At 61.3% G+C, this 20,505-nt stretch carries 21 protein-coding genes and 1 pseudogene; 6 read left to right on the top strand and 16 right to left on the bottom strand.

The features are described 5' to 3' along the window. The first annotated feature begins 45 nt into the window (after positions 1-45). Positions 46-966 (top strand): LysR family transcriptional regulator, encoded by a 921-nt coding sequence (locus V1283_RS11725; protein ID WP_334386649.1) that lies wholly within the window; start codon positions 46-48, stop codon positions 964-966. Between the two features lie 872 nt (positions 967-1,838). Here V1283_RS11725 and V1283_RS11720 read toward each other — a convergent pair. Further along, positions 1,839-2,306, bottom strand: coding sequence for a metallophosphoesterase family protein (locus tag V1283_RS11720; RefSeq protein WP_334386648.1), 468 nt, complete (start codon positions 2,304-2,306; stop codon positions 1,839-1,841). 186 nt (positions 2,307-2,492) lie between these two features. Further along, the gene (locus V1283_RS11715; protein WP_334386647.1) at positions 2,493-2,897 is read right to left on the bottom strand and encodes a hypothetical protein; all 405 of its coding nucleotides are present in this window, start codon (positions 2,895-2,897) and stop codon (positions 2,493-2,495) included. On the opposite strand from V1283_RS11715, the gene V1283_RS11710 reads away from it, so the two are divergent. After that, entirely contained in the window at positions 2,896-3,819 is a 924-nt protein-coding gene (locus tag V1283_RS11710; RefSeq protein ID WP_334386646.1) for a DUF4238 domain-containing protein, read from the top strand. The genes V1283_RS11715 and V1283_RS11710 overlap by 2 nt on opposite strands. Positions 3,820-4,228: 409 nt before the next feature. Here V1283_RS11710 and V1283_RS11705 read toward each other — a convergent pair whose 3' ends face one another. The 6 genes from V1283_RS11705 to V1283_RS11685 all read right to left on the bottom strand — a co-directional run bounded on the left by V1283_RS11705 (position 4,229) and on the right by V1283_RS11685 (position 7,861). Continuing rightward, positions 4,229-4,567, bottom strand: coding sequence for an NAD(P)-dependent oxidoreductase (locus V1283_RS11705; RefSeq protein WP_334386645.1), 339 nt, complete (start codon positions 4,565-4,567; stop codon positions 4,229-4,231). Beyond that, a complete protein-coding gene (locus V1283_RS44665; RefSeq protein WP_442895730.1) occupies positions 4,479-4,931 on the bottom strand; it encodes an NAD(P)H-binding protein in 453 nt (150 codons plus the stop codon). The genes V1283_RS11705 and V1283_RS44665 overlap by 89 nt, the downstream gene beginning before the upstream one ends. 64 nt (positions 4,932-4,995) lie before the next feature. Then, complete coding sequence (locus V1283_RS11700; RefSeq protein WP_334386644.1) at positions 4,996-5,418, bottom strand: SDR family oxidoreductase; 423 nt, start codon at positions 5,416-5,418, stop codon at positions 4,996-4,998. Further along, positions 5,366-5,785, bottom strand: a complete 420-nt coding sequence (locus V1283_RS11695) for an SDR family NAD(P)-dependent oxidoreductase (protein WP_334386643.1) — start codon at positions 5,783-5,785, stop codon at positions 5,366-5,368. The genes V1283_RS11700 and V1283_RS11695 overlap by 53 nt, the downstream gene beginning before the upstream one ends. Before the next feature lie 127 nt (positions 5,786-5,912). Then, positions 5,913-6,716 carry an enoyl-CoA hydratase/isomerase family protein gene (locus V1283_RS11690; RefSeq protein WP_334386642.1) on the bottom strand — a complete coding sequence of 268 codons (804 nt, stop codon included), beginning with the start codon at positions 6,714-6,716 and terminating at the stop codon, positions 5,913-5,915. A gap of 152 nt (positions 6,717-6,868) precedes the next feature. Continuing rightward, positions 6,869-7,861, bottom strand: a complete 993-nt coding sequence (locus tag V1283_RS11685; RefSeq protein ID WP_334386641.1) for an NADP-dependent oxidoreductase — start codon at positions 7,859-7,861, stop codon at positions 6,869-6,871. A gap of 512 nt (positions 7,862-8,373) precedes the next feature. On the opposite strand from V1283_RS11685, the gene V1283_RS11680 reads away from it, so the two are divergent. Both V1283_RS11680 and V1283_RS11675 read left to right on the top strand, forming a co-directional pair. Next, entirely contained in the window at positions 8,374-9,411 is a 1,038-nt protein-coding gene (locus V1283_RS11680; protein ID WP_334386640.1) for a zinc-binding dehydrogenase, read from the top strand. Beyond that, on the top strand, positions 9,408-10,016 hold the full coding sequence (locus V1283_RS11675) for an NADPH-dependent F420 reductase (protein ID WP_334386639.1): 609 nt from the start codon (positions 9,408-9,410) through the stop codon (positions 10,014-10,016). Before V1283_RS11680 ends, V1283_RS11675 begins: the two co-directional genes overlap by 4 nt. 44 nt (positions 10,017-10,060) lie before the next feature. On the opposite strand, the gene V1283_RS11670 is transcribed toward V1283_RS11675, so the two are convergent. The 5 genes from V1283_RS11670 to V1283_RS11650 all read right to left on the bottom strand — a co-directional run bounded on the left by V1283_RS11670 (position 10,061) and on the right by V1283_RS11650 (position 15,308). Then, entirely contained in the window at positions 10,061-11,203 is a 1,143-nt protein-coding gene (locus tag V1283_RS11670; RefSeq protein ID WP_334386638.1) for a zinc-binding dehydrogenase, read from the bottom strand. Between the two features lie 115 nt (positions 11,204-11,318). After that, positions 11,319-11,711, bottom strand: a complete 393-nt coding sequence (locus V1283_RS11665) for a c-type cytochrome (RefSeq protein WP_334386637.1) — start codon at positions 11,709-11,711, stop codon at positions 11,319-11,321. Positions 11,712-11,759: 48 nt separating this feature from the next. After that, positions 11,760-13,943: a xanthine dehydrogenase family protein molybdopterin-binding subunit gene (locus V1283_RS11660; protein ID WP_334386636.1), complete on the bottom strand. Its 2,184-nt coding sequence runs from the start codon at positions 13,941-13,943 to the stop codon at positions 11,760-11,762. 16 nt (positions 13,944-13,959) lie between these two features. Beyond that, positions 13,960-14,415 carry a (2Fe-2S)-binding protein gene (locus V1283_RS11655; RefSeq protein WP_334386635.1) on the bottom strand — a complete coding sequence of 152 codons (456 nt, stop codon included), beginning with the start codon at positions 14,413-14,415 and terminating at the stop codon, positions 13,960-13,962. Positions 14,416-14,474: 59 nt separating this feature from the next. Beyond that, positions 14,475-15,308, bottom strand: a complete 834-nt coding sequence (locus tag V1283_RS11650; protein WP_334386634.1) for an enoyl-CoA hydratase/isomerase family protein — start codon at positions 15,306-15,308, stop codon at positions 14,475-14,477. A 344-nt stretch (positions 15,309-15,652) separates the two neighbouring features. On the opposite strand from V1283_RS11650, the gene V1283_RS11645 reads away from it, so the two are divergent. Further along, the gene (locus V1283_RS11645; RefSeq protein WP_334386633.1) at positions 15,653-16,324 is read left to right on the top strand and encodes an alpha/beta fold hydrolase; all 672 of its coding nucleotides are present in this window, start codon (positions 15,653-15,655) and stop codon (positions 16,322-16,324) included. Positions 16,325-16,394: 70 nt separating this feature from the next. On the opposite strand, the gene V1283_RS11640 is transcribed toward V1283_RS11645, so the two are convergent. Next, on the bottom strand, positions 16,395-17,408 hold the full coding sequence (locus V1283_RS11640; RefSeq protein ID WP_334386632.1) for an NADP-dependent oxidoreductase: 1,014 nt from the start codon (positions 17,406-17,408) through the stop codon (positions 16,395-16,397). Positions 17,409-17,727: 319 nt separating this feature from the next. On the opposite strand from V1283_RS11640, the gene V1283_RS11635 reads away from it, so the two are divergent. Continuing rightward, positions 17,728-18,672, top strand: a complete 945-nt coding sequence (locus V1283_RS11635; RefSeq protein ID WP_442895856.1) for a GlxA family transcriptional regulator — start codon at positions 17,728-17,730, stop codon at positions 18,670-18,672. Between the two features lie 40 nt (positions 18,673-18,712). Here the strand turns inward: V1283_RS11635 and V1283_RS11630 are convergent, their stop codons facing one another. Both V1283_RS11630 and V1283_RS11625 read right to left on the bottom strand, forming a co-directional pair. Continuing rightward, on the bottom strand, positions 18,713-19,789 hold the full coding sequence (locus V1283_RS11630; RefSeq protein WP_334386630.1) for an alkene reductase: 1,077 nt from the start codon (positions 19,787-19,789) through the stop codon (positions 18,713-18,715). A gap of 36 nt (positions 19,790-19,825) precedes the next feature. Beyond that, positions 19,826-20,414, bottom strand: a pseudogene (locus tag V1283_RS11625) (flavin reductase family protein). Positions 20,415-20,505: the final 91 nt, after the last annotated feature.

Raw genomic sequence — 20,505 nt, 5'->3', positions numbered from 1 at the left:
ATTCCAAATATATCGGACGCCATTGTCCGAAATGGAGGTTCACCGATGGACAGCCTGGGATCGCTCAATGCCTTCGTTCACGCGGCGGAAGCCCGAAGCTTCACGGTTGCGGGACGGCAACTCGGCGTGTCGTCATCGGCGATCGGAAAGTCAGTGGCGCGGATGGAGGAACGGCTCGGCGTGCGCCTTCTCCATCGCAGCACACGCAGCATCGCACTCACTGCGGAAGGGGCCCTGTTCCTCGAGCGCTGCCGGCGCATCTTTTCCGAAATCGAAGCGGCCGAGCTCGAACTGTCGCAGACGCACGAAGCCCCGCGCGGCACGCTGCGTGTCGCCCTGCCATTGGCCGGCATGCTGATGATGCCGACGCTCGCAGCTTTCATGCGGGCCTATCCCGAGATCATGCTGGATCTCGATTTCAGCGATCGCGTCGTCGATGTGATCGAGGAGGGTTTTGACGCCGTCGTGCGCTTCGCCGATGCCGGTGACACGCGCTTGATGTCACGCGCCTTGGGCACCTATCTCCGGCGCCTGGTGGCGGCGCCGGCCTATCTGGCGGCCAAAGGTGTTCCCAAAACCCCTGATGACCTCAAGGCTCATGCCTGCCTGCACCACAGGTTTCCGACCAGCAGACGGTTCGAGCAATGGCCCGTGCCGCCCGAGCAAGCCGGCGTCGAGATTGAACTTCCGAAAACGGCGGTCGCAAGCACGCTTGAGCCGCTGATCCATCTGGCCGAGCAAGGCCTGGGCATCGCCTACCTGCCCGACTTCGCCATAGGCAGGCAACTTCGTGAAGGTCTGCTCGTCACTGTGCTCGACGACTACACCGATCGCTCCGGACCGCTTCGGGTCCTGTGGCCGTCGAGTCGGCATCTCGCTCCCAAGCTCAGAGCATTCGTGGACTTTCTCGCCGCGAACCTCGTCCCCTCCGTCGAAGGAGAAGCAGACAGCGGGATAGGTTTCTAGGAGAGGTTGATCTCAAACGGCTCGTCGGCGAGAAGACGCGCGCTTAAGAGCGTGCCAAATCGCACAAAATCGTAGAGTGGCGTGGAAAATCGTAGAGCGGGTGAAGCGCTCCGACTCAAATTTTTCTGTCGATTTCTGTCAACGACTCCAATTACTTACGCCTTCGGCCTATTTTCGTGTTGGACGTATTGTTGGACGTTTCGTTCGACGCTCAACTTGGCTCGCCTGCCACTCAAAACTCGTTCTGCCACTATGGAAATCCGTGAAGGACTGGTGGTAACGCCATTATCAGCAACACGGCGCTTCCCCCCAACACGCTGGCACCCACGACGAGCAGGGACAGGACGCGCTCCCAAAGCATCTCGTTGCTGGCGACGTCATTCGAATTCGGCATCTGCGTGCACCCGCATTTTTCGTGCGACGAAGACGTCATAGACTGAGTCGAGGGGTCGCCAAGCGGCGAAATTTGCCGGAAAATTAACTCATGATTCACCGACTCGGGCGCCCTGCCCGATGGGCGCTGGTGTCGGTTTTGCCCGCGTGCGATTTGGTCCTGATCCGGCGTCCTATCGGACGCTATCGAGCGACATCCAAGATAGAGAGGATCAGAACTCTAGATCCCTGGTCCGAGGCCGGGCTTCCAAGCCAACCGCATCAGCTCACGACCGAACGTGGACGTCATTTCAGGTTCGACACCTCGCACCCGACCGCGCCCCTGAAAGCCGCTCGGAGCCCGTTTCCTCCGACGAGAGAGGCCTCGCCTCGGGACCGCACTAGTCGCCTTCTGCTCCGATCCGCGTTCGTCCTTCTCAATTCGCCCCCTTTGTAGAGGTCCCTCCAGGTAGAGGTCCCTCCAGGACCTCGGGAGGGATTCAGTCGCGTTCGAGGTCGTGGATCACCGGTCGCAGGCAGTCGGGCGTGATCTCGAGCGTCGCAAGCGTGATCGGCAACTTGAAACGCCGCCTGCCTGCGCTTCCCGGATTCAAGTAGAGCACCCCGCCGACCGTATCGACCTTCGGCACGTGCGAATGGCCGGAGACAACGACGTCTATGCCGAGGGCCACTGGATCGATCTGCAGCGTCTTGAGGTCGTGAAGCACGAAGATGGCTCGTCCCGCGAGCCGCACGAGTTCGGTGTCGGCGTATTCGCCCGCCCAATCACCGGTGTCCACATTTCCTCTAATCGCGGCGACCGGCGCAATCTTGCGAAGCGCGCCGATGATGTCGGGATGCCCAATATCTCCGCCGTGAATGATTTGATCGACGCCGGTCAAACGGCGCTCGGCCTCGGGCCTCAACAGCCCGTGCGTGTCCGAAATGATCCCGATTCTGAACGTCATCGATCGGTCCGCATAGCCCGAGGATCTCCGCTTAAGGACGCAGCAGACTTTCGCCAGGCTGAAGCCAAGGTCGAGATGCTGCAATCTAATCCGGCATCACAGTGAAGGGATTTCTCGGCTGAGGAAGCTTTTCCTGCGGCCGGTACTGCTTAAAGAAATCCCTCCAGAACATAACAACGTCTTCAATTACGATGACGGCTTCAATCCAACGGCCCTCTTCACTTCGACCTCAAGCAGGCGCTTTTGGTATCCATCTTCGACGTACCCATCCTCGACATAGCTAGGAGAAGATTTGGTTTTGGCCAGTTTACTGGCGAAGTGCTTGCTGCCGTTGGCGACCGCTTGCGTGATCTTGAACCAAATTTGGGACTTGTCGACCCACGCAAGGAACGACTCTCTATCTCTAATTCCCAGCGCTTTCCATGTAGCGTAGTCGGTCTGAAGCCGATCGCCCCAAATCCATTCTGCCATGTGGTACGCTGACAGCATGCAGTTGATGGCGTGTCGCGGGGAGCCAGATTGCTCGACAAAATCGTCGTAGTCTTCCAGCATCTTCCCGTAGAATGCTACTGAGCTATTAATTCCGAACATGGCCAAAGGTCCAACAAAGCTTCCGAAGCACCACTACATCCCGGTGCTTTATCTATCACAATGGGCAGACGGCAACGGCCGCCTTTATGAGTTCAGTAGACCCAATGGCCGTTCGGAAGTCTCGGTGCGTCCAACAGGCCCAAAGGGAACGGGATATGAGCGCGGCCTATACCGTCTAACCGGCGTGCCTGAAGACCTGTCTGAGGCCGTCGAGCGCAAATTCATGGCTCAGGTGGACAGCCTCGCCAAAAAAGCGCTCGATGTGTTGCTAGGTGAAGATACGCCGGCCTGGACTGTGCCTTCACGGAGTGCCTGGTCGCGCTTTGTAACCGGCCTGATATTTCGAAATCCAGAGCGCGTTAGGGAAGCCAGGAAGTTTCTAGAGGACTTTTGGCTTCATGATTACGATAACCGCGTGGAAGAGTACAATCGAGCGAAGAAGCCTGGCGACACTGATTACATCGACCGCATCGCATCATCCGCGGAACGGGTTGGTCTGCGGTTTACAATGGACCAAATCGACAACACCACCATCGGAAGCCGAATTAATGAGATGGAGTGGTGGACAATCGATGTTACCAAGGTCGGGCGCAAGCTGTTTACCTCAGACAGACCCGTCATCTTCGAACATGGACTTGCCCACCCACACTCCTACCTTTTACTACCGATAAGCCCGACGCGCCTTTTCCTAGCCACGAACACGAGGGAGCAGGCGAATAGGTTGCGCGCCATCCCTAACCGTGAGTTGGTCAAGTCGGTCAATAAACACGTCATCAGAAGAGCCCAGCGTTACGCCTGGGGAACAGACAAAACCGAGTTGAGTTTTGTGGCGAAGCATCTTTCCCAGGAGGCTCATCTGGATATCGATTTCTTCAGGAAGCCTAGGGCTCAGCTCGCGTTAGGTGAAAAGGCCGGCATCTAACGCGAAGGCGCCGGTCCAAGCGGCATCAGCCTCATCCTCACCGAGGTCCGCACCCCACCTCTCCTTCGCGGCCACCTGCATTTCTGGCTTGGTCGCGTTTCCCTTCGCTGTGGCGTGAACCTTGCTCTCCGAAGGCAAAGGTCACACGTTCGAATCGTGTCGGGCGCGCCAGTTTTTTCTTATTTTACAGCGCGATATGCGCGATCCGATAAAGACTCCGGGCCCGCGCATTCGAGCGAGTCAGCAATCCGAACAAAAATTCGACGCTGAAGGCAAAGGTTACACGTTCGATTTGCGTCGGGCGCAAGCGATCAGTCGGACCAAGGATCAGCGCATGGGCGGGGATGATCCTCCGCTAAGCTGCCGGACATCCGGCTGACCTGAGCGACAGAATGGATGCGTTTTGGTCTCAATAACCGATGGTGAAGCGGCGCTGGATGTGCCGTGGAAGCTCTGCCTCGTCGATCAGGGCCACGGCAGCGTCCTCGAATGAAATGCGGCTCCGCCCGTTCGCGTCGACGAGGAGTTGATCGCCGCCCAGTCTGAATCGGCCCGTGCGCCCGCCGGCGTAAATTGAGCCCGCCGGGCTGAAATAGGTCCAGAGCCGATTCGACATTCGATAGACATTCAGAGCGTCGCGATGACCGCGCACCGCGGCCTCATAGTCGCCTGGAAGGCCCAAAAGCTCGAGGCCCCGCCGCAGCTCTTCTGGAGAATCGGCATTTGTCACGCCCGGACGAATTTCCAAGCTGCCAGCGCCTCCCACCACAATCAGCCGTGTCCGCGGATGATACTCGAGAGCGGACAAAAGGGCCTTTGCGGCGGGTCACATAGACGGAGGGATCCGCGATCGCACGTGCGACCGAGGCACCGAAGTCCTTCGCCGCGTTGCCGGGCTGGTAGAGACTGATGAGTACGTCGAGCCCACCGATGACGCGACGCACCGAACCGGCGTCGAGCACGTCGATCGCCTTCCAGCTGATGTCGGGGTCAGCGCCCTGCAGTTTCGCTGGGTCTCGCGTGAATCCGGTAACCCGATGATCGCGACCGTGCGCCTCTCGAACCACGCGCTGCCCGATATTGCCCGTGGCCCCGATTATCCCGATATCCATTTCAACCGCTTCCTTCTTACGCTTCGATTGCGAGGATGCGAGGAGATGATCCGAGACAACCCCGTCAATTCAGGATTACGGCGGAACCGCCGCCGTCGATCGCAAGCGCCTGACCGCTGACGTGGCGTGACGCTTCAGAGGCGAAAAACACGACCGAGCCCTTGATATCGTAGTCACCGCCAGCGCGGCCCAGCGGCGTGACCTTCGCGATCTCATCGGCCCGTTCCGCCAGCCCGGCCGACAGCTTCGTCGGGAAATAGCCCGGACAGATGGCGTTGACGTTGATGTTGTGTCTGCCCCACTCGGTCGCGAGCGCCTGGGTGAGCGTAATTAACGCCCCCTTGCTCGTATTGTAGGCGACCGAGAAGACCCCGCCGTCGGGGCGGGAACCGCCGAACCCCGCGATCGACGCGATGTTGATGATCTTGCCGGAGTTATTGGGGATCAGAGCGGCGCGCGACCTCGCGCGCAACGTGAAAACACGCATCGACGTTCAGCCCCATCACCTTGCGCCAGGCTTCCGGGCTGTGCTCGATGGCCGAGGCGCCCCACACCGTACCCGCATTGTTGACGAGGATGTCGATCTTGCCATAGTGGTCGAGCACCGCGCCAACGAGGCTCGCTGCCGCGTCGGCGGGCGCAGTACCGAGGTCGTTGGCGACGGTCAGGACTTCGATGTTTGCCTTCCGCAGAGCGGCCGATGCGGCATCGAGTTCGATCTGCTTTCGCGCGCTGATCGCCAGCTTGCAGCCCATCTCGCCGAGCGCCTCGGCCATCTGGAATCCGATGCCGCGCGATCCGCCAGTCACCAGCGCAACCTTTCCGCCGAGATCAAACAGTTTGTTAGCCTGCATAGTCGCTCCCCTCCTTGATCGTGTTCAGCTCCAACTCGCGCGCCGGCCAAGGCCGTTGGCGGCCAGCCAGAGCGCGCGCTAACGGAAGCCCGGGCGGGCGAACGCCGACTTCACCGAATCCACCTGGCTACAGGTCCCCGATCTGGCGACCGAGGTCGAGCTCGAATTCGCCGGCGGTCCCAAGGCCGCGTTCACGGGATTTGGTCATCTTTTGGGCCGCTGCCGGAGACCTCAAGAGCCCCCCGAAGGTCGCTTGCGTCGATTGAAGCGCGACCTGGGTGGGCAAGCCGGATTGATTGAGGATCGCCTTGGTGGCATTCAGCGCCTGGCTATCGAATGACAGAATCCGGCGCACGAAATTGGCGACGAAGCCGTCGAGCTTCGCGTCCGGGATGGCGCGGGTGATCCAGCCATATCTCTCAGCCATCTCGGCATCGAAATCATCTCCGCCAAGCGCGATCTCGATTGACCTCGATCGCCCGACCAGAAGGGGCAGGCGCGCAAGCGCGCCCCCGCCTGCAATCATGCCGAAGCCGACCTCCGGCTGACCAAAGATAGCCTTCTCCCGGCTGGCAAAGCGCAGGTCGCAGGCCAACGCGAACTCGCTTCCGCCGCCGCGCGCCCGGCCACGGATCACAGCGATGCTGAGAACATTGCTGTGGCTAAGCCTGGTCGCCGCCTCGATCCAACGCGGCTTGCCGAAACGGCTGGTCGATTCTCCCACGCCATAATGGGCGAGGAAGTAGTCCGGATTTGCGCTCTCGAAGGTCACGACCTTGAGGGACGGCTCGGCCTCGATCGCTTCGACGAGGTCGAAGATCTCGTCGTACATCTGATCGTCGACCGTGTTGATTGGCGGATGATTGAGCGTCACACGCCAAAATCCCGGCACCTGCTTATCGATGGTGATCCTGGTCGTCACGTTGCTCATTTTGTTTCCTTTCGCGTTGTCTGTTGCTGGATTGGTCCGCGAAGCGTTTGCCGATCCGAGGGGCGCCAGAGTGGCGGCTGCGACCCCGATGACGGCAATGAAGGTCCGCCGATCAATCTCGGTCATCGGTGCTTCCCTCTCGTGATCCGTCATCAAGGTACGATGACGAGTTTCCCGCGCGCATGTCCCCCGGCGAGCACCTCGTACGCAGAGGCGAGTTCATCGAGCCTGTAGGTCTTGCTCACCGTGGCACGGATGGCACCGCTGTCGACAACCTGCGCGATTTCCGCCAACTGGGCGCCGTCAGGGCGCGTGAGGGGGCCGTGGAAACTTGCCTTGCGGGCGCTGGCTCGTTCGACCAAAAGTCGGACGCCTGCCGCGGCCTGCTCGGCGATCGCTGCCGGAAGACCGATCTCGCGATAGGACCGAGCGTCCGCAACACGAACCAGACCGACATAACGGCCGCCTTCACGCAGGGCGTCGATCCCGCGCTCAATCAGCGGTCCGCAAACGCCATCGTAGACGACATCGAAAGGCCCGGCGTCTTCGAACTTTTCACGTGTATAGTCGATCGTACGGTCGGCCCCGAGCTTCGCCATGAAATCCTGGCTATTTGGACCTCCGGTCGCGACGATAAAGGCGCCCATGTGCTTCGCGAGTTGGATTGCGAAGGCGCCGACACCCCCGGCTCCAGCCTGTATCAGCACGCGCTCGCCTGACTTGAGTTGCGCCCTCTCTACGAACGCTTGCCAGGTCGTCAGTGCGACCGTCGGGAGACTCGCGGCTTCTTCAAAGGAAAGAGATCGAGGTTTGCGGGCCAGGAAACCAACGGGAACAATGGCACGCTCGGCATAAGCACCAAGCCGGCGGTTAGGTAGCCGAGCGTAGACCTCATCGCCCGCCACGAACGTGGAGCCCGTGGGCGCCGATGCGACCACACCCGCAATGTCGTAACCCATGACCTGCGGGAAACTGAAGGGAAGCGTAGCTTTGAAATGCCCCTCCCTCATCGGGATTTCGACCGGGTTGGTCCCCGCCGCCCGCACCTCGATCAGTGCCTCATCCGCGCCGGGAGTGGGATCGGCAATCTCCCCAGACCCCACTACCGAATTGTCGCCGTAACCCGTGATGAACGCCGCACGCATGTTCGATTCCTCCACCTTTTACCATCGCTACCCCGCTCGTTCCTCGTGGCCGCAATTGCCTGGATCGCAGCAATGGGACATTCCGCGACAACTCTCCGTTTGCGAAACGACGCGGCACCACCGTACTTGCGAGAGCGATCATTGGGTGAGGACACAGATGCCTCCTTTCGGGACGTGCTTTCAAAGCAAAGTCGGATACGGCTACGCACTTCAGACGGCCACGCACGGCATAGTCAGGCGAACCATTTGCCGGACCAGGTTCACTGCGATCTGGACCGCATCGCGCTGGCTCGCGCCGATGCGCGCCTCCGGTTGCCGCTTATTTCGTTCGGCTTGGGACTAGATGGCCGAAATGGAGGCAACAATGACATGGAAGGCGCCGCCAGGCGGAAGTTATCTGTTGGCCCCGCGGCGCGCATATCTTTGTGGCACGTGAGGCCGACGTCTTTCGAATTTCGTCAAAAGCGCGCCGGGGTGATCTGACGTCCGGCGCTTAGCAGCTGGAGGTTCAAATGCGGAGGATCGTCCACCACGAGCTCGGACAGCCGTCAGAATTGCTTCGGGCTGAAGAAGGCTCGTCCGAGCCACTTGGGCCAAACCAGGTTCGGGTCCGCGTTTCCTGCGCGCCGATCCATCCCGGCGATTTGCTGGGCGTCATGGGATCGCCCGCGTTCGGCACACCGCCGTCGATCGGGCCAGGCGGGCGGGTCCCAGGATTTGAAGGTGCCGGTGTCGTCAGCGAAGTCGGGGCGCGCGTCGATACAAGCCTGGGATTAAGGCAAGGACTCAGGGTCGCGTTCTTTCCTGCGCCTGGCTCGTGGCGTGACGAAGTGGTCGTTCCGGTCGGGTCCGTGACGCCGTTGCCGGACACGATTCCGGACGAAATCGGCGCGCAACTCCTGATCAACACCGCCACGGCGCTCACCGCGATCAGAACGGCGCATGAATCGGTGCCCCCAGACTCGCGCGCTGGCGTTGTCGTGCTGCTGACCGCCGCGGGATCTGCCGTCGGGCGGCTTCTAGGTAAGCTCCTGACCGACCGAGGCGTGAAAGTCATCCGGCTGGTGCGAAGCGAAGTGGGCGCGGAGAAGCTGGCCGAGCTCCTGCCCAGCTCGCCGATCCTTGCGACGGACGCAGCCGGCTGGAAGGAGCGTGCGAGGGCCGCCGCCGAGGGTACGAAGATTCACATCGCGATCGACAGTGTCGGCGGCGCCCTGCTCGGCGACGTCGCTGACCTCTTGGCTGAAGGGACCGGGACGGTCATCAATTTCGGCTCACTTGGCGGCGAAGCGAGCGATATCCGGCTGTTTGCGCCCCGCGCCCTGACGCTCAAGGGTGTGTTCCTCGGACAATGGATGCAACAGCCGGCCGACATACGCCAAGCTGATGTCGTCCTCGCGCAACGACTCGCGCTCGAGCCCCAGTTGTTCGAGGTCGCAGCGAGCTACCCGCCATCGCGGATTGCCGACGCAGTCGCGCATGTGGGCCGGCCAAGCCGGAATGGCGTGGTTCTCTTTGACTTCACCGGCGAGCGAGGAGCAGCATCATGAAGTTCGGAACGATCGGTGCCGGCCCGGTCGCGCTTGGGTTCGCGCGAGAAGCCTTGAAGGCTGGCCATCAAGTGGTGCTGAGCAACAGGCGCGGCGCGGACTCCCTTGCCGACGTCGTCGCCGAGCTCGGCAACGGTGCATCGGCCGCCGCGGCTGCGGAGGCAGCGAGCCTTGACTATGTCCTGTTTGCCGTCCCCTGGCCGAATGTCGAGGGTGCGCTTCGAGGCCTGCCGCCGTGGAACGGACGGGTCCTCATCGATGCGACGAACCCGTTCAGCGCGTACAGCCCCGAACTTGTGCTGGCGGACCTTGGTGACAAGGGCGCGAGCGAAGTGGTCGCTGCGTTGGCTCCCGGCGCCCGAGTCGTGAAGGCGTTCAATTCGATCGTCATTGAACGCTTCAACCAAGGGCCCGCAAAGGACGGTGGCCGCCGTGTCATCTTCGTGTCCGGGGATCACGCGGAGCCTGTCGAATTCGTGAAGAATCTGATCGCCAGCTTCGGCTTCGCGCCTATTCATCTTGGCGGCCTCGTGGCCGGCGGGCGCTTGCAGCAGGCGGGCGGTCCACTCGCCGGGCGCGACCTTGTCGACTTCGGCTACCATTGAATAGGGAAGGAAAGCGCTTATGCGTGGAACTGGGGATCGACGGCCTACTCGATGGCCAGGTTCGGGTTGATCAGGAATTTTTCACCCGTCGCCCGGCGGCCGTAGGCCGCGATGACGTCGGGATCGAGCGCCTCAAGCAGGGAGATGGTGCGGCTGTAGCGGCTGGCAAAGGTCGTCCTGATTTCACTGGCAACCCGTGCTTTCAACCGGGCCTCCACCTCCGGACCCACCTTGGTCAGGAAGTGAAAGAGCAGCCAGCCGCCGATACCCCACACCATGCCGGAGCCACGCGCCAGCTCAATCGGCGAGGGATCGAGGGTACCATAGACGTAGACCTGCTTGTGAACGGAAGAACCGTACATGTTGTACGTATCTGCGGACGCGCCGGCAGCGACCGCCTCCATCGCATTGAGGATCTGGCCGGCGAGCTTGCCTCCGCCGATGGCGTCAAAGGCGAGGGTTGCGCCCGTCGCCTTGAGAGCCGAGATCAAATCGTCCCTGAAGCTTGCCTGCGCCGAGTTGACGATATGCTTTGCCCCAAGGCTCTTCAATATCTGGACTTGCTCTTCGCTGCGGACGATGTTCACCAGTGGAATCCCATCCGCCTGGCAGAGTCGGTTTAGCATTTGGCCGAGATTCGACGCCGCTGCCGTATGCACCAGGCCCTTGTGTCCCTCCCTTCTCGCGGTCTCCACCATACCAAGCGCGGTCAGCGGATTGACGAAGGCGGACGCCGCCTCTTCCGGCTTGATTCCGGCGGGCAAAACCAAGCAGTCGGCGGCCCTGACTTTCCGGAGTTGTCCATACATCCCCCCGACAAAGGTCGACACGGTCTTCCCGATCAGCGCCTGGGCTTCGCGCGACGCGCCGGCGCCTATCACGACGCCTGCTCCTTCCAGACCGACGGGCATCGGCTTGCCGATTCGCGCGACAAGCGCGCGCATCACCACGGGCGCAATCGGCGCCGTGAGCACCGTCTGGCTGCCTTTTCCCGATACCTTCGCTGAACTGACGTCGCCGCCCGCGAGCAAGAGCCCGAGGTCGGAAGGATTGATCGGCGTGGCCTCGACGCGAACGATCACCTCGTCGTTCTTCGGCGGCGACACGGTCACCTGAGCGAGCGATAGTTCGAGTGATCCGTCCTGCTTCACCAGCGAACGTAACCCCAGACTTGTTTGATCGACCAATGCCATATTCCCTAGTTGTTGCGATCGGCGCATATCAGGCGTCTCTATCTGGTCAAGACGCCAGGCACGATCTTCTTGGATGATGAGGAGGAGATCGCGATGGATCGCACGTTTCTCACTTGGAGCTACCATCCGCGTTGAACCGTGTGAAATAGGTCCATAGGCTCGCGATTTCGGCCTGATCTTTCATGCCCGCGAAAACCATTTTGTTGCCGGGAATTTTCGTTTTCGGGTTCTGCATGAAGGCGGCGAAGCTTGCTTGATCCCAGGCGAAGCCAGAGGTTTTCAACGCGGGTGAATACTGGTATCCCGCGACTGCTCCGGCTTTGCGGCCAGCCAACCCGTTGAGCTCAGGGCCCAACTTGTTCTTGGCCCCCGTACCGACAGCGTGACAAGCTTGGCATTTTCCAAACACGGCTTTGCCTGCCGCGCTGTCCTGCGCTGCCGCAGCGCCAGATTCTGCGAGGAGCGCGGCCGTAAGAATGACGTAGAAAGCTGCATCTTTCATGCTTCATCTCCCATTGCTTAAGTCACCCAGGCCAGCGGTCTCGACCCATCAAACGAAGGTGACTCCATTGCCGCCGAAGGGCGTGGTCCGAATGCGCTTGCTGGTTGCGGAGACGATCGCATTGCCCAGAGCCGAACAGATCGGCATCGTGCCGACCTCGCCGAAGCTGCCGGGCTCATCGCCGACAGAGATGATCTCGACGGTGATGTCGGGAGCCTGGTCGATCCGGAGAAGCTGATAGGTATCGAAGTTGGTCTGCTCGGGCGCTCCACCCGAGAGCGTGATGCGCTCGCTCATCGCATTGCTCAGGCCAAAAATCATTCCCGCTTCGACCGCTCGCTCAGCGAGCATCGGGTTGATTGCGAGACCGGAGTCACAGACGCCGACGAGCCGTTCCACCTTGAGGGCGTCGGCCGTTCCGGAGACCTCCACAATCACGGCGAGCCGGCAACGGTAGAAGTCTGACTGCCAGAACGCCACGCCCTGATGATGGCCCGCAGCAGTCTTGCCCCAGCCGGCAATTGCCGCGGCTCGGTCGAGTACGGCGGTACTTCGCGCGTCCTTTGTGAGTAGTCTGCGGCGGTACGTAAGCGGATCTATTCCCGCCTCGCGGGCCGCATCGTCGATCATCGACTCCAGCATGAAGCCGTTGTGTGTATCGTTGTTGCCGCGAAAGGCGCCGATTCGGACGGGAAGTGGAACGTTGACGTAGGTTCCCGCCTCATTCGGAATGCCGTAGGAGCTGCCTACAAGGTCAAACGTCGGCAGGTCCACAGGCTTCTTCTTGGCGTAGAACCAGGGAAAGAGTCGCTGCCAAAGTCCATCGCAAGCAATTTTCGCTTCGTAAGCAACCGGCATCCCGTCAGCGCCGAGTCCCAGGCGCGCGTGGCCCAAGAATGCCGTCCGGTGCTGATCGACCCTCAAGTCCTCTTCGCGTGTCCAAACGACTTTCACGGACCGCCCGGTCGCCTTCGCCAGCAGCACCGCTTCGGTCGTGTGTTCCATGCCGGAGCGTCGGCCGAAGTCGCCGCCCTGATACTCGTTGTGAACCACGATGGATGACGGGTCGATGCCGAGCGCGCGCGCCGCATGGCCGGCATCCAGGCTCGGAGACTTAGTGGAAAGCCACAACTCCACTTGGTCGCCGATCCGCGCGGTGCATGACACCGGCTCCATGCAAGCGTGCGAAAGGAATGGCATCGAAAACTCCGCATCGAGGATTTTCGCGGCGGATTTCATGGCGGCGGGGACATCTCCGTGGCTTCCCATCGTCGGAACGCCGGGCTGCTCCAATCCCCGTCGCAGCGCAGCCTCGACCGTTGCGGAAGAGGCTTCGCTGTTCGGATGACTTGCATAGGTCTCCCGTACCTCAGCCAACGCCTTGGCGGCCTGCCAATACTGGTCAGCAACGACGGCGACGCCTTGCGGCACCGCCATGACCAGTCTGACTCCCGGCATGGATTTGGCCTTGGCGTCATCGATCTGCGTCACCGTCGACCCGTAGGCTGGGCCGTGTCTGACAGCCGCGTAGAGCATGTCCGGCGCTTCAAGGTCCAATCCGAAGCGAGCGCTTCCATTGACCTTCGCGGGCACGTCCAACCGGTCTAGCCGCTGACCGATCAGATGAAGCTCGTTTCGAGCGCGGAGTTGAGGTTTCGCGGGAACTTGCTCCTTGGCTGCGTCAGCGGCGAGTTGTCCGAAAGTGAAATGGCGGGCAGATGGCGAATGCGTGACTTTGGACTCGGCGACGGAAAACTCGTCAGGTCTTGCGCCCAATCGCCTCGCAGCGGCCGCGACAAGCATTTCCCGCGTGGCTGCAGCGGCCTGACGCATCGCGCCGTAGAAACCCGGGATCGAAGAACTCCCCGCAGTGAGGACAAGCCCCTCGTAGAGCATGGGATTGATGTATTCCGGCCGTCGTTCTGTAGTGAGCAGATATCGCATCTGTGGCCAGGCGGCGCCCAGCTCCGCAGCGATCACCTGAGTCATCCCGGTGGAGTTCCCTTGTCCGCCCTCGGTTTGAGCAACGATCGCCGTAACGATGTCGTCCTCGCCGATCGCAAGAAAGGCGTTGAATTGACCCGGGCGCGCCGGTGATTCCTTCGCGCGGGCGCCGCCGATCGGGAGCTGGAAGGCGAGAAGAAAGGTGGTCGTACCGACCCCCTCGAGGAAGGCCCGCCGGCTCAGCAATGCTCCAGCGCCATGGTTTAAGCAGTGTTGTTCCATGTTCATGGCCGCGCACTCACTGTTATCCGAGAGAATTCGAGGCGTCTGCGATCGCGGCGCGAATTCGCGGATACGTGCCGCATCGACAGAGGTTTCCGCTCATCGCGGAGTTGACGTCATCACGCGAGGGTTTCGGGTTGGACTCGAGCAATGCGACCGCTGACATGATCTGCCCGGACTGGCAATAACCGCACTGAGGCACGTTGTTCTTGATCCACGCTGACCTGACAGCCTCCGCAACGCGCCCGGCTATCGCTTCGATCGTGGTGACTTTGCCGTCTCCGACATCGGCAAGAGCGGTTTGGCACGAACGGACTGGCTGCCCGTCCATGTGGACGGTGCAGGCGCCGCAGAGCGCCTGCCCGCACCCGAACTTCGTTCCTTTCAGACCAAGGAGGTCTCGGATGGCCCACAAGAGAGGCATCGTAGGGTCAACCCCCTCCAGGACCCGCTCCTGTCCGTTGACCATGAGCTTCATCGCGCAACCCTCGCCGTTTCGGTTCACTCCCCCCAACGCCACCGGCAACTCCGTCGCAACTATTTCTCAAGGAGCGAGCCGAGCATTGCGGGCCATTGGCTCTCGAAGTTTCTGTCCTTTTGGAGACCCTGCTTAAGCAGGGCTTCAACTCTCTGCAGCGTCTCAGGCCAGGTTAATGCGGTTTGAAACGAGTTGAGGGCGCTGAGAAGATTGTCAGCGGACGGCAATGACACCTGATTGATAAGACGCTTTGCCGCCGCGATCGCGCGCGCATCGAAGGTGGCGATCCGTCGTGCAAGTGCATCGACAAAGCCGTCGAGCTCTTCATCCGGAAGCGCGCGGTTGACGTACCCATATTGTGCCGCGGTATCGCCGTCGAAGTCGTTGGCGCCAAGAACGATTTCGAGCGCGCGGCCGCGGCCGACCAGAGGCGGGAGGCGCTCGGTGCCGCCGCCGCCGGGATGCAAGCCAACTCCGACTTCCGGTTGGCCCAGCGACGTGTTCTCGCGCGACGCAAAACGCATATCGCAGGCGAGCACGAATTCGCTGCTGACCCCACGGACGCAGCCTCGAATCTTCGCGATGCTGGCCACCGGAGATCTGGTGATGCGCACGAATGTGTCTGTCAGGATCGGCAACCCGGAAGGTCCGACCGCGGTCGTGATATTGCCGATCTTGCCGGTCAGGTCGAAGTGGGCGAGGAAGAACTCAGGATTTGCGCTTTCGAAGACGACGACACGCAGGCTGGGGCTCGCGTCCATGTGCGCCAGCAAGCCCTGCAAGGCTTGGTACAACGTGGCATCGACGATGTTGAAAGGCGGATAGTCGAACACGACTCGCCAGTATGCGGGCGATTCTTCAACAACCCGCAGCGGCCCAGCATCCTCTGCCACGGTTCACCTCCGTCTCGTCGTAGAGCGGGCCGGCGATGTGATGTTCGCCGCCTCGTGGACCGCATCAATGCGGCCACGCGCGCAAACCTAGGCGCACGCCAGTTCATCACGCCATGTCGTTGATGCCTCCTTTTCGGCCACCGCACGCATCGCTGCGAGGAAGCGCTTCGGGTTGCGACCGAATCCTCCACGGCCAGGTGACAGCCTTATCGAGCTCCGTCGGCGTGACTCGAATTGGCCGAATAAGCGGCAATTCTGACATGTGCCCCGGTGTTGAAAATCAGTACCCTCCGCGGCCAAGCAGTACCGAGGCGAGGCAATCGAACGCACTGGGTGAGGACGATATGGCGAAGTCACCAGATGTAATTCTAGTGCACGGTGCTTGGGCAGACGGGTCGAGCTGGGCGAAGGTGATCCCGCTCCTTGCCGCCAGAGGTCACTCGGTCACCGCCGTGCAGCTTCCCCTGACGTCACTCGGCGACGACGTGGCGACGGTTAAGCGGGCTATCGCGCTTACGGCGGGTCCAATCATCCTGGCCGGCCACTCCTATGGCGGCGCCGTCATCTCCGAGGCCGGAAACGACCCGAAGGTCGAGGCACTCGTGTACATCGCGGCCTTCGCCCCGGACGCGGGTGAGTCGGCAGGATCTCTCGGTGCGAGCGTCGAGCCCGCGCCGCTGGGTGCGGAAGTCCGCCCTGACGCGGAGGGGTATCTGAAGCTCACCCAATCGGGCGTGAGCGACTCCTTTGCGCAGGATCTGACCGACACGGAAAAGCTGGTCCTCTACTCCGCCCAGTCGCCAACAGCAGGTGCTGCGTTGGGTGGAACAGTGTCCGCGCCGGCATGGCGCGGCAAGACGTGTCGCTATCTCGTCGCAACGAACGACCGCGCCATCCAGCCCGCCCTGCAGCGGAGCATGGCCAAGCGCCTCAACGCGGCGGTTGTTGAGGTTGCCGCCAACCATGTCGCGATGCTGTCACATCCGCAAGAAGTGGCGTCGCTGATAGCCGGATAAGACGGCCGACTCGGCGAGGCCGGCGGAATCCCCCTCTCTTCTCAATGGTGCGCCCGACCGCCCTCCCGCGTCAGGAAACCCGGACAAGCGTTTTGCCAAGGTTGTGTCCCTCGAGCATGCCGATGAATGCCTGTGGGGCCGCGTCCAAGCCCTCGACAACATGCTCCCGATAGCGAATGCGTCCAGAGTGGACCAACGGGGTTATCTCCGCGAGGAAAGCTCGATAGAGTTGTGGCGCGAATTCAGTGTTGATGAAGCCCCTGATCAGCAGGCTTCGCCGGAGGATCGCCAACATCGTCTCCGCGACAGAATTCGGCTCGACCGGTGCGTCCCCGTTGTAATGAGCGATCAAGCCGCAGACAGGAACGCGGGCGTAGCGGTTCAGGAGCGGCAAGACCGCGTTCCAGGTCGGTCCGCCAACGTTCTCGAAGTAGACGTCGATCCCGTCGGGGCATGCAGCCGCGAGCGCCTTTGAGAGGCCGAGGGCCTTGTGGTCAACGACGGCGTCGAATCCAAGCTCGTCGCGCACGTACGCGCACTTTGCCGCGCCTCCGGCGATGCCGACGGCGCGGGCGCCCGCTAGTTGGGCCAGTTGACCGACCACGGATCCAACTGCGCCTGCCGCGGACGAGACGACGACTGTCTCTCCTGGTTTGGGTTGCCCGATGGCCTGAAGGCCTGCATAGGCAGTGAACCCAGGCATTCCCAGGACACCCAGTGAGGTCTCGGGAGGGTTAAGCCCGGTCTCCACCCTTTGCAGGTCTCGCGGTGCGACCGCCGCATGTGTGCGCCAGCCGATCCGCCCCTGGACAAGCTCTCCACGGCTAAAGGATGGATGCCGCGAACGAACGACCTCAGCGACGACCTCCCCCTCCATAACACCGCCGACGTTGACTGGTGGGGCATAGGACTCGGCGTCGTTCATGCGTCCGCGCATGTAGGGATCCAGCGAAAGAAACTTCGTCGCCACGAGAACCTGTCCCTCAAGCGGCTCGGGCATTGGACCGGTTTCCAGACGAAAATCAGCCGCCCGAGGTAAGCCCTTCGGCCGCGCCGCCAAAACCACCTGTCTGTAGGGATCCATCGCAAGCTCCCGGAGCACGCCCCCTGGACAACGGGAAGGTTCAAACACTCCGCAGCAATGTCGCCGGTGACTTCTATATGGCACCATCAGTTCCACAAAGGTCGGAGATGCCGCGATTAAAGACACGCCGATCAGACGTCGCCACCATCGTGCGCGAACCGTTCGAACCACTCGGGAAATGTCCCGAATGGAGGCAAATATGTCCTGCGGCAGCGTCCGGATTCGAGTAGAAATCCTCGTTTGGCTTGAACGTCGGGGCGCTCGACCCCATGTCCTGGCGACCACCCGAAGTTACCTGTCCGCCGATTGGGAGGCCACTATTCCGCGGCTTGGGCTCCTCTTGCCGAAAGGCTTCAGCGTGATGAGCTTCGCGCCGATCTCGGCATTTGAAGCAGCCAATCTCGTTGCCGGCGAGCGCTTCTATGATCTCCGAATTCTGTCGGAAACGGGTGAGCCACTTACAAACTCGCTCGGCTGGACGATGAATACCGAACCGCTGGGCGAGAGCAGTTTTGACACGCTCATGGTGGGCTCGGCGCCGGATTTGGTGCCGCCATCGCCACGCACGGTTGCCTATTTGCGCGAGGCCGTATCAACGACAAGGCGTATCACCTCAGTCTGCATTGCAGCGTTCACGCTGGCGGAAGCGGGCATTCTGGACGGCCGGCGCGCAACCACGCACTGGTTGCGTGCCGAGGAACTTGGCAGGCGATTCCCCAAGATCACCGTCGAAATGGATCGGATATTCATTGCCGACGGTCCCGTGTGGACGTCCGCTGGGATGACGGCCGGGATTGATCTCGCGCTCGGTCTTATTGAACGCGACTTAGGCCAGCAGGCAGCGCAACGCACCGCGAGGGTGCTTGTCGTCCATCATCGCCGCGCCGGCGGTCAATCGCAGCATTCCGCGATGCTGCAGCTCGATGCCAAATCTGATCGCGTTCAAATTGCACTGGCCTTCGCAAAGCAGAACCTTCGCGAACCGCTGACGGTCGAGTTGTTGGCCGATGCCGCCCGACTAAGCCCTCGACAATTTAGTCGCGTGTTCCGGACAGAGACCGGCCTTTCGCCGGCGAAGGCAATTGAAAACCTGCGCCTCGAGGCCGCGAGGTTCATGCTCGAGCAAGGCCGGCTGCCAATCGAGGAAATTGCTCGCGAGACGGGATTTGGCGATCGCGAGCGAATGCGGCGCAGTTTCCTTCGTACCTTCGGTGCCACGCCCCAAGCCCTTCGCAACGCGGCGCACCCGCTGGCGACCATCTAACCGTTCGGTGACCGCGGTAGCGGGCGCGGGCGTTCGCTTCTCAAGCGCGGTCCCTCCGCGTGTCCAGGATCGGATAGTCGTGGTAGCCGTTTGCATCGCCCGAGTAGATTGTCGCGCTGTTCAACGGATTGAGAGGCGCCTTTCGACGGAAACGCTCGACCAGATCTGGATTTGCGATGTAAAGTTTGCCAAAGGCGGCAGCATCGGCTTCGCCGGCGGCGATGACACGCTCGGCAGTGTCCTGGGTGAGACCTTCGTTGGCGATGAAGGCACCCTTGAATTTTTGCCGGAGCAGCGGCGCAAGCCGCGGCGTATCGCCTTCAAGCGACTCCCGCCCGAAGATAAAGGCCAGCTTGCGCTCGCTGAGTTGCTCCGCGACGCAGCCGAACAACGCTGCCGGATCGGAATCCTTCATGGAGTGCGAAGAGGAAATCAGATTGAGGTGCACGCCGATACGGTCGGCCGGCCACACCTTCAAGAGGCTATCGACCGTCTCCAGGAGGAAGCGGACTCGGTTGACCACGGGCCCGCCGTACCGGTCGTTCCGCGTGTTCGAGCCATCATGCAGGAATTGATCGAAGAGGTATCCGTTGGCCGCGTGCAGTTCGATACCGTCGAAGCCGGCACGTTTCGCGTTCGCCGCAGCCTTGCGGAAATCGTCGACAATGTCCGGAATTTCGTCGGTATCGAGTGCACGTGGTACTTCATAAGATTTTTGCGGCCGAAGCATGCTGACGTGGCCACCTGCAGCGATCGCGCTCGGCGCAACGGGTTTTTCGCCATTCAGGTAGACCGGATCCGAGATACGTCCCACATGCCAGAGCTGCGAGACGATCCTGCCGCCCGCCTGTTGGACCGCCGCCACTATCTGCGTCCAGCGCTGCACCTGCAATTCCGACCAAAGGCCCGGTGTGTTGGGATAGCCGACGCCATGGGGAGCCACGGATGTCGCTTCGGTCAAGATGAGACCCGCGCTTGCACGCTGAACATAGTGTTCCAGGTTCAACGGCCCCGGCGCTCGCTCCTCGAACGCACGCATTCGAGTCAGGAGTGCCATGACAATCCGGTTCGGCAGCTCCAGGGCCCCGATTCTGAAACTATCAAATAGTGTAGGCATGAATGCTCCTCGTCGATGGATCTGATGGTTACGGCTCTAGGAGCCGTGAAACGCCGGGTTGCTGCTGCCGGTGGGTCGATCCATTTCGAACATTCGATCCTGGGTTACTTCGACGTAGTCTCCACCCCGACCCGCCCGAAGAATCGGATTGGCGAGTGCAGTCTGATAGACGCCATCCTTGATAAGGGATTTATCGATGTAGACCGCAACGACTTCACCAAGGACGAGCCAACCCTGCATTCCCTTGCCGCACGACTCTCGCGCACGCGCGGAACGCCGACATGCCGGCCGGGCGCAATCGTCACTCCAGCAGTCGCAAACTCACTTACACCGTGGACAGCGGTGCGGCCGTCTTGTTCATCTGCTCGCCCAGCTCTTTGGTGACGAGGTTCCAGACAAATTCGCGGGTCTCCGACACATTTTGAACGCTGTCCTTCCAGGATATCGATGCAAAACCTAGGATCGGCGGATCGTAGTTAAAGGCGTTGAAGAAGCTGTAAGGTGCCAGATTGAGCTGTCCCCTGGAATTCCGCGAGGAGATCCAGCCGATGGGACGAGGCGCAATGATCGCATTGAAAGGATCGTGACGGAGGCCATGCCCCTTTGATGGCTCGTAGTAATGCATATCCTCTGGACTCACGTTGGGATCCTCTTTGCTCTCTGGATGGCCATCGAAACTTGCAACAATAGCTGGGGCTGTCACCCTTGGCTGCGGG

The sequence above is a fragment of the Bradyrhizobium sp. AZCC 2262 genome (assembly GCF_036924535.1).
Lineage (GTDB): Bacteria > Pseudomonadota > Alphaproteobacteria > Rhizobiales > Xanthobacteraceae > Bradyrhizobium.
This window is presented reverse-complemented; position numbering and strand designations above follow the sequence as displayed.

Bases quoted from the DNA above. Each gene is read 5' to 3' on its own strand.
- V1283_RS11680 (WP_334386640.1), top strand. From the start codon at position 8,374: ATGCGGAGGATCGTCCACCACGAGCTCGGACAGCCGTCAGAATTGCTT.
- V1283_RS11715 (WP_334386647.1), bottom strand. From the start codon at position 2,897: ATGTTCGGAATTAATAGCTCAGTAGCATTCTACGGGAAGATGCTGGAA.
- V1283_RS11640 (WP_334386632.1), bottom strand. From the start codon at position 17,408: ATGGATCCCTACAGACAGGTGGTTTTGGCGGCGCGGCCGAAGGGCTTA.
- V1283_RS11645 (WP_334386633.1), top strand. From the start codon at position 15,653: ATGGCGAAGTCACCAGATGTAATTCTAGTGCACGGTGCTTGGGCAGAC.
- V1283_RS44665 (WP_442895730.1), bottom strand. From the start codon at position 4,931: ATGGATATCGGGATAATCGGGGCCACGGGCAATATCGGGCAGCGCGTG.
- V1283_RS11660 (WP_334386636.1), bottom strand. From the start codon at position 13,943: ATGAACATGGAACAACACTGCTTAAACCATGGCGCTGGAGCATTGCTG.
- V1283_RS11690 (WP_334386642.1), bottom strand. From the start codon at position 6,716: ATGAGCAACGTGACGACCAGGATCACCATCGATAAGCAGGTGCCGGGA.
- V1283_RS11700 (WP_334386644.1), bottom strand. From the start codon at position 5,418: ATGCGTGTTTTCACGTTGCGCGCGAGGTCGCGCGCCGCTCTGATCCCC.
- V1283_RS11665 (WP_334386637.1), bottom strand. From the start codon at position 11,711: ATGAAAGATGCAGCTTTCTACGTCATTCTTACGGCCGCGCTCCTCGCA.
- V1283_RS11685 (WP_334386641.1), bottom strand. From the start codon at position 7,861: ATGCGTGCGGCGTTCATCACGGGTTACGGCGACAATTCGGTAGTGGGG.
- V1283_RS11720 (WP_334386648.1), bottom strand. From the start codon at position 2,306: ATGACGTTCAGAATCGGGATCATTTCGGACACGCACGGGCTGTTGAGG.
- V1283_RS11710 (WP_334386646.1), top strand. From the start codon at position 2,896: ATGGCCAAAGGTCCAACAAAGCTTCCGAAGCACCACTACATCCCGGTG.
- V1283_RS11725 (WP_334386649.1), top strand. From the start codon at position 46: ATGGACAGCCTGGGATCGCTCAATGCCTTCGTTCACGCGGCGGAAGCC.
- V1283_RS11675 (WP_334386639.1), top strand. From the start codon at position 9,408: ATGAAGTTCGGAACGATCGGTGCCGGCCCGGTCGCGCTTGGGTTCGCG.
- V1283_RS11630 (WP_334386630.1), bottom strand. From the start codon at position 19,789: ATGCCTACACTATTTGATAGTTTCAGAATCGGGGCCCTGGAGCTGCCG.
- V1283_RS11655 (WP_334386635.1), bottom strand. From the start codon at position 14,415: ATGAAGCTCATGGTCAACGGACAGGAGCGGGTCCTGGAGGGGGTTGAC.
- V1283_RS11695 (WP_334386643.1), bottom strand. From the start codon at position 5,785: ATGCAGGCTAACAAACTGTTTGATCTCGGCGGAAAGGTTGCGCTGGTG.